The sequence below is a fragment of the Streptomyces olivochromogenes genome (assembly GCF_021538895.1).
GTDB lineage: Bacteria > Actinomycetota > Actinomycetes > Streptomycetales > Streptomycetaceae > Streptomyces > Streptomyces olivochromogenes_A.
The window spans coordinates 105791-113635 of sequence record NZ_JADDRL010000019.1 but is presented as its reverse complement, the minus strand read 5'-3'; the positions used below and the strand labels follow the sequence as shown (position 1 = coordinate 113635).

The window sequence follows — 7845 nt, the reverse complement described above, 5'->3', positions numbered from 1 at the left end:
TGCCCAGGTGCCGCGTCAGCTCGCCGCGGTGAAGGTGTAGCTGCCGGCCGGCAGGTGGTAGGTCGCCGGGCCCGCGGGGACCGCCTGGGCGGGGGCGACGATCGACTGCGGCCGTGAGGTGGGGACGGTGACGGCGGCAGAGGTGTTGACGGGCACGGTGACACGCAGCGTCAGTTGTCCGGCGGAGACCGACCAGCTGCTCGCGGCGCTGCCGAACGGCGTGGCATATGTGCTGCCGGCGGAGGTCAGGCCCCCGCCGGGGCACGGTGCGATGCGCAGGGAGGCGTAGCCGGGGCTCGCGTGACCGAGCCCGCCGACATGCCGGTACAGGAAGTCGCCGACCGAGCCGAGGCCGTAGTGGTTGAACGAGTTCATGCCGGGGTCGTTGAACGAGCCGTCGGTACGGATGCCGTCCCAGCGCTCCCAGATCGTGGTGGCACCGTGGTCGATCATGTAGCCCCAGCCGGGGAAGCCGCGCTGCAGCAGGATCCGGTAAGCGGTTTCCACGTGCCCGTGGTTCACCAGGACGGGCAGCAGGTTCTCGACGCCGAGGAATCCCACGCTGAGGTGCCCGTTCGTCGCGGCGACCTTGGCGGCCAGCTTGTCCGCGGCCGGCTGGACCAGGGACGTGGGCAGCAACTCGAAGGCCAGGGCCAGGACATAGCCGGTCTGGGTGTTGCCGCGCACGGTGCCGTCGGCCGTGACGAAGCGGGCGGTGAAGGCCGCCGCCACCTGGTCGGCGAGCCGTCCGTACGAGGTTGCCTCGGCCGCCCGGCCGGTGGCCGCCGCCATGCGCGCGACCAGGCGTGCCGACCAGGCGAAGTAGGCCGTGCAGATGAGGTCCTGGGCCGTGTTGTCGTTGACGTTGAGCCAGTCGCCGTAGGTCTGCTGGTTGCGTATCAGGTCGCTCCCGGCGGTGCCGCGCAGATAGTCGACCCACTTCGCCATGGCCGGGAAGTGCTGGTCGACGACGGCGACGTCGCCGAACCGCTGCCAGAGCGTGTAGGGGATGATCGTGCCCGCGTCCCCCCAACCGGCCGTGCCGGCACCGTTGATCACCGCGGGCGCCACGTCGGTGAAGGCGCCGTCGGCTCGTTGGGCGTCCGTCAGGTCGTCGGCGAACTTGGCGAGGAAGGTGTGGGTGTCCAGGTTGAAGGTGGACGTCGCGCAGAAGGCGGCGATGTCGCCCGTCCAGCCCAGGCGCTCGTCCCGTTGGGGGCAGTCCGTCGGGATCGAGAGCATGTTGCCGCGTTCGCCCCACACGATGTTGTGCTGGAGCTGGTTGACCAGCGGGTCCGAGGTGGTGAACGTGCCCGGCTGTCCGGCGTCGCTCCACGCCGCGCGACCGGTGACGGTGTCGTTGTCCGGTGTGAAGTCGGCGGGCAGGCCGGTGAGTTCGACGTAACGGTAGCCGTGCACGGTGAACCGGGGCTCGTACGTCTCGGTGCCCCCGGTGCCGGCGAGGGTGAAGCGGTCGGTGGCCTGGGCGGCGCGCAGGTTGGTGGTGTAGAGCGTGCCGTCGGCATTGAGGACCTCACCGTGCCGCATGGTGACGGTGGTGCCCGCGTCGCCCCTGAGCGCGAGGCGGTTCCAGCCGGTGAAGTTCTGCCCCAAGTCGAAGATGAACACCCCCGGTTGCGGCTGGTTGATCGACACGGGGCGGAACTCGTGCTGGACGGTGACGCCGTTGTCGACCTGGGCGACCAGGTGGGGCGCGGCCCCGTCGTGGACGGCCGCGGCGGCCCACCCGCTGTCGTCGAAGTCGGCGCCGTCCCAGCCGCCGATGTGCAGGCGCGCGTCGTACGTTTCGCCGTGATACAGATCGTCGGCCCTGAGCGCACCCGTAGCGACCTTCCAACTGTCGTCCGTCAGAACCAGTTGGGTGGTGCCGTCGGTGAAGGTGATGAGCAACCGCGCGGAGTACCAGGGCTGTGCGCCGTACCGCTGGCTGCCCGCGAAGCCCAGGCTGCCGGAGTACCAGCCGTTGCCCAGCCAGGCGCCGAGCGCGTTCGTGCCCTGGCGGATGCGTTCGGTGACGTCGAAGACCTTGTACTGCAGGCGCTTGGTGTAGTCGGTCCACCCGGGAGCGAGCGCGTCGTCGCCGACCCGCGCGCCGTTGAGCCGGGTCTCGTGCAGCCCCAGCGCGGTGGTCAGCAGGCGGGCGGACGCCACCCGCTTGGTCACGGTGAAGCGCTTGCGCAGGAGCGGCGCGGGCTTCACGACCCGCACATTGGATCCCCAGGGGCCACTTCCGTACGCCGCTATGGCAAGTGCGGCGGGCCAGGCGCTGTCGTCGTATCCGGGGGACTGCCAGTCGGACGGCGGGTTCTGGTACGACTTCCACGACGCGTCGGTGACGATGGTCGGTCCGCCGGTCACCGTCAGCTTGGCGATCGTTCCGGCCGGGGATTGAGTCGTGTTCCGGCTCGCGACCGCGATCGTGTTGGTGCCGCGCGTCAACTGGGCGGTGACATCGACCAGGGCGGCGTTCTTCCAGGAGTCGGTCACCCGTGGCGAGGCGCTGACCAGGGTTCCGTTGACCCAGACGTCCGCGGTGTCGTCCCCGGTGACGATCAGGGTCGCGCCGGGCGGCGCGCTCGTCAGCGTGAAGGTGCGCCGGAAGCAGCGGGTCTCGACAGGGCGCCCCGCCCCGGGATCACCCTCGGGGTACCAGATCCACTTGGCCCCGGACAGGTCGGGGACCGACGGCTGGCCGATGAACTTCGCGCGCCACTCGTCGTCCGCCGCGAGCAGCCCGGTCTCGAACCACTGCGGCTTGCTCCACGAGCCCGCCCGGCCCTGGGTGTCCCAGACGCGCACCCGCCAGAAGAAGCGCGTCAGGCTCGTCAGACCCCGGCCGGCGTAGGCGATGTCGATCTGCCGGTCGGACGGGACACGGCCGCTGTCCCACAGGTCGCCGGTGCCGGGGGCCGTGGCGGAGACCTGGATCTGGTATCCGGCCTGCCGCTGCTGCGGCGCCGACGAGTCGAGCGTCCAGCCGAACCGCGGTCGCGCGGCGTCGATCCCCAGGGGGTTGGCGTGGTGCTCCACGGTGCAGTCGGCCACGCTCAGCGGCGACGCGGCTGCGAGGTCGGGAGCGGCGACCCCGGTGTACCAGGGCGCGGTTCCGTAGGCGCCGAGGTCCCGGGCGGCGGGCCAGCCGCCGTCGCCGAAGTCGGGCTGCTCCCACCCCTCGGGCGCGTCCTTGCCCGCCGACCAGCCGCCGTCGGTGATGACGTCGGACGTTCCGCCGGCCGTACGGACGCGCAGCTGCCCGAGGACCCCGGCCGGGCCGCCCTGGTTCCGGCACGCCAGCGCGATGGTGTTGGCGCCCGCCGCCAGTGCGGGCCTCAGATCCACATACAGGGCGCTGCGCCAGGAGTTGGCGACCCGGGGGGATCCGGCGAGGGGCTTCCCGTTGAGCCATACGTCGACCGTGTCGTCGCCCGTGACGACGAGCTGCGCCTCGGTCACCTCGCCGTCGGAGACGTTGAACTTCCTGCGGAAGTACCGGAATTCGGCGGGGGCGTCGGCGCGCGGATCTCCTTCCGGATACCAGATCCAGTGCGCCGCGGAGAGGTCGAGGGCCTTCACGCGCGGCGCGCCGGGGGCCGCCTGTGCGCGGTCGGCGAGCGCACCGACGGCTCCCATGGCGAGCGCGCCGACGGCCAGCGCCGACCCCGTGCCGAGGAAGTGGCGTCGGCTGAGCGGCGGTTGGTCGTGGGCGGCGGGCGAGTCCGGGTCGGGGGGAGTGTTCTGTCTGGCCACGAAGTACTCCTTCACACAGGTCGGGCGAAGCAGGACGGCTTGGCTGTGCAGGCGGGGGGATCCAGGAAGGGTTGAATCGTTTCAAAATGGGAATGCGGTGGAAACGTATGGGAGTTGTCATGGGTCGTCAATAGATCAGACGCAACGTTTGAAGCGATGCAGAAACCCATCTGTGAAAGGGCCTGCGCGAGTAACCGCTTTCCCTGCGAGCGGGCCGCTCCGGCGCCTCGGTCGTGTGCCGATGCGGTGCCGGAGCGGCCCCTCGGGGTGCGGATCAGGCGGTGCCGAGCGCGGTGCGCAGCGTGCGGATCGCCTGGTTGATGGCGGCCTCGGCGGCGTGCGTCTCGCGCAGCGCGTTGAGCATCACGAAGTCGTGGATGGCGCCCTGGTAACGGACCGAAGTCACGGGCACACCGGCGGCGCGGAGCTTGTTGGCGTACGCCTCGCCCTCGTCGCGCAGCACGTCCGCCTCGGCGGTGATGACGAGGGCCGGGGGCAGGCCGGTCAGCTGGTCGGTGGTGGCGCGCAGCGGGGAGGCGGTGATCTGGGCGCGGTCGGCCTCGTCGGTCGTGTACTGGTCCCAGAACCACTGCATCGCGTCCCGACGCAGGAAGTAGCCCTCGGCGAACTGGTGGTAGGAGCCGGTGTCGAAGGAGGCGTCGGTGACCGGGTAGAGCAACACCTGCTGGACCAGGGGGACATTGCCGCGTTCCTTGGCCATCAGGGTCAGCGCGGCGGCCATGTTGCCGCCGACGGAGTCGCCGGCCACTGCGATCCGGGTGCCGTCGATGTTCTTGGTGGCGCCCTCGGTGACGATCCAGCGGGCCACGGCGTAGTTCTGCTCGATGGCGACCGGGTAGCGGGCCTCGGGCGAGAGGTCGTACTCGGGGAAGACGACGGCGGCGTGCGCGCCGACGGCGAGTTCGCGCACCAGGCGGTCGTGGGTGTGGGCGTTGCCGAACACCCAGCCCGCGCCGTGGATGTAGAGGACGACCGGCAGGGTGCCGGTGGCACCGGCGGGCTTGACGATCCGGGCGCGGACCTCGCCGGTGGGGCCGCCGGGGACGGTCACCCACTCCTCGTGCACGGCGGGCTTGTCGACGGAGCCGGACTGCACCTCGTCGACGGCCTTGCGGCCCTCGGCGGGGGCGAGCTCGAAGAGGAACGGCGGGTTGGCGGTGGCCTCGGCGAAGGCTGCCGCGGCGGGTTCCAGGATCGGCCGGGCGCTTGTCTCGGTCATGTCGAACTCCTCCAAGTGATCAGGGCGTGCGGCATCGGGTGCCGACGGGCTCCGAGGGCCGCTGTGTCGCCGTCCGGCGGGCACACCCAGAAAGTAGCGAACTATTTAGTCGTGCACAACTTAAACGAGCACACTATGGTCGTGCGCGCTTCTATCTGTAGAATGAGAGAGTCGGGGGATCCGGCAGGCGGAACAGCGGAGACAGAGGATGGGTCCCATGGACAAAGCGGCGACCGGAGAGTCGAAGCCGGCTCGGTCGAAGCCGGCTCGGTCGAAGCCGGTTCGGTCGGAGCCGGTTCGGTCGGAGCCTGGCTCGCTCCTGCTGGAGGACCAGCTCTGCTTCGCACTGTACGCGGCCTCGCGCGCGGTCACGGTGCGCTATCGGCCGCTGCTGGACGTGCTCGGACTGACCTACCCGCAGTACCTGGTGATGCTCGCCCTCTGGGAGAAGGACCCCGTCTCCGTCGGTGACTTGGGCGCCGCGCTCCAGCTGGAGTCCAGCACGCTGTCCCCCCTCCTCAAGCGCCTGGAAGCGAAGGGCCTGGTCCTGCGTGAGCGGCGTACGGACGACGAGCGCTCCGTCGACATCCGCCTCACCGAGGCCGGTGCGGACCTACGGGAGAAGGCCCGAACGGTCCCGCTCGCCATCGGGGACGCGATGAACCTGACCCCGGCCGAGGACGCCACCGCGAAGCAGTTGCTCCGCCTGATCACGACGAACGTCACGCGGGGCTGACGTCGGCCCAGCCCGGCGGAGGGGGCGGCGGCAACTCGCTCTCCGCCCTGGTCAGACGCGGACGGGCTGAACCGTCTGCTCCGCCCAGATGGTCTTGCCGCTGCCCGTGAAGCGGCTGCCCCACCGGTCCGCGAGCTCGGAGACGAGAAACAGCCCGCGTCCTCCCTCGTCGGTGTCCCGGGCTCGGCGTACCCGAGGCCGGGTGACACCGGGGTCGCTCACCTCGATGACCAGCACGCGGTCTCGGACCAGGCGCACGCCGACCGGACCGCCCGCGTAGCGGATGGCGTTGGTGACCAGCTCACTGACGATGAGCTCGGTGGCGAAGGCCAGGTCGTCCAGCCCCCATTGCGCGAGCTGCCTCTCGACGAACTCCCGCGCCGTGGCCACCTGGGACAGGTCGGCGGGCAGCCGGCAGTCGGCGATGTCCCGTGCCGGAATGCGGCGCGTTCTGGCCAGGAGAAGCGCCACATCGTCGGGCGGGGTGGGAGCCACCAGTTCGGCGAACAGGTCGAGGCTCGCATCCTCCAGGGACCGGCGTCCGACGTGGGAGAGACACTCAAGAAGGCGCCTCATCCCGCCGTCGATCCCGCTGGTGCCGGTCTTCACGAGGCCGTCCGTGAACAGCGCGAGCAACGAGCCGGCCGGCACGTCGAGGTCGGTTACCACGAAAGCCGCTCCGCCGACCCCGAGCGGAGGCCCCGGCTTGATGTCGGGGAACGCCGGGCCCGAGTCGGGCTGCGTCACCGCCGGAGACAGGTGCCCGGCGCTGGAGAAGGAACACGTACCCGCCACCGGGTCGTAGACGGCGTACAGACACGTCGCCCCGAGGAGGGCGGAGCCGGTGTGCCCGGTCTCCGCCTCGGCGGTGAGTCCGAGCACCAGATCGTCGAGGTGGGCGAGCAGCTCGTCCGGCTGGAGGTCCAGGTCGGCCAGCGCCTGCACCGCCGTACGGAGGCGAGCCATGGCGGCGGTCGCGTGCAGCCCGTGACCGACCACGTCCCCCACCACCAGACCCAGCCGCAGCGAGGGGAGCTGTACGACGTCGAACCAGTCGCCGCCGACGCCCACGTCTCCTGTTGCCGGCTGGTAGACACCACAGGTGTCGCCGGCGGGCAGGCTCAGGGACGCCTGAGGCAGCAGACTGCGCTGGAGGATGACGGCGGAGCGGTGCTCGCGCAGATAGCGGCGCGCGTTGTCGACCCTGAGGGCCGCGTGGGAGGCGATGTCCTCCAACAGTGCGGCATCGTCCTCGCCGAAGGGCTCGGAGATCTGCCCACGCCAGACGGTGAGGCAGCCCAGGACGTGGCCGCGTGCGTAGAGGGGGACCGCGACCGACGCGTGCGCGTCCTCGGGAACCAGGGCGCGCAGGGTCGCGGCATCGACCCCGAGTCCGGCCCGCAGGGCTGCCATGTCGGACGCGATCAGCGCACGCCCCCGCGTCAACGGGCTCATGATCGTGCTCTCGGGGACCGGAGGGACCGTCTCTCCCGTCGGCAGCAGATACTCCGCGGAGACGCCGGGGCTCTGCGCGGCGGCGACCCTGAGCAGACGTACGTCGCTGCCGGCATGGAGCGGCGGGGGTTCGTCACCCACCAGGACGACTTCGGAGAGGTCGACGGTGGCGAGGTCGGCGAAGCCCGGGACGAGCAGGTTCACCAGCGACTGGCCGATCTCCGTCACGTCGAGCGAATCGCCGAGGCTCGTCGCGGCTTCGTGCGCGAGCTCCGCGTAGTCCCGCCGCGGTCCTCGCGCAGGTGTGCGCGGGGAGAGGACGATCAGCCAGTGCTCGCTGTCGCCGTGGGCCTCGGCCGCATCGAGGAGCGGCAGGACCACACACCGTCGTTCGTGTGCCGCACCCGGCGTCTGCCCGCTCAGTACGGCTTCGCGCACGCCGCTGCCGTGCCGGACGAGTTCTGCGAGGGCGGGGCACACCTGACCTGGCGAACAGCGCAGGTCGGCCGCCGCCGCGGGGGTACTGAAGATCACCACGCCCCGGCGGTCGATCACCACCGCCGCTGTGTCCCGGCCGGCCGTCGAAGCGCTGCTGCCGGATTCGTGCACGTTGTGACCTGCCTGTCGAGCGACGCCCCTTCATTAT

At 70.9% G+C, this 7845-nt stretch carries 4 protein-coding genes; 1 reads left to right on the top strand and 3 read right to left on the bottom strand.

The features are described 5' to 3' along the window. Nucleotides 1–15: 15 nt before the first annotated feature. Nucleotides 16–3768, bottom strand: a complete 3753-nt coding sequence (locus IPZ69_RS12540) for a family 78 glycoside hydrolase catalytic domain (RefSeq protein WP_235454154.1) — start codon at nt 3766–3768, stop codon at nt 16–18. 274 nt (nt 3769–4042) lie between these two features. Further along, complete coding sequence (locus IPZ69_RS12535; RefSeq protein WP_235454153.1) at nt 4043–5008, bottom strand: alpha/beta hydrolase; 966 nt, start codon at nt 5006–5008, stop codon at nt 4043–4045. Between the two features lie 217 nt (nt 5009–5225). Here IPZ69_RS12535 and IPZ69_RS12530 point away from each other — a divergent pair, with 217 nt between their 5' ends. Next, nucleotides 5226–5744 (top strand): MarR family winged helix-turn-helix transcriptional regulator, encoded by a 519-nt coding sequence (locus IPZ69_RS12530; RefSeq protein WP_235454152.1) that lies wholly within the window; start codon nt 5226–5228, stop codon nt 5742–5744. Nucleotides 5745–5795: 51 nt separating this feature from the next. On the opposite strand, the gene IPZ69_RS12525 is transcribed toward IPZ69_RS12530, so the two are convergent. Continuing rightward, complete coding sequence (locus IPZ69_RS12525) at nt 5796–7808, bottom strand: ATP-binding SpoIIE family protein phosphatase (RefSeq protein ID WP_235454151.1); 2013 nt, start codon at nt 7806–7808, stop codon at nt 5796–5798. Nucleotides 7809–7845: the final 37 nt, after the last annotated feature.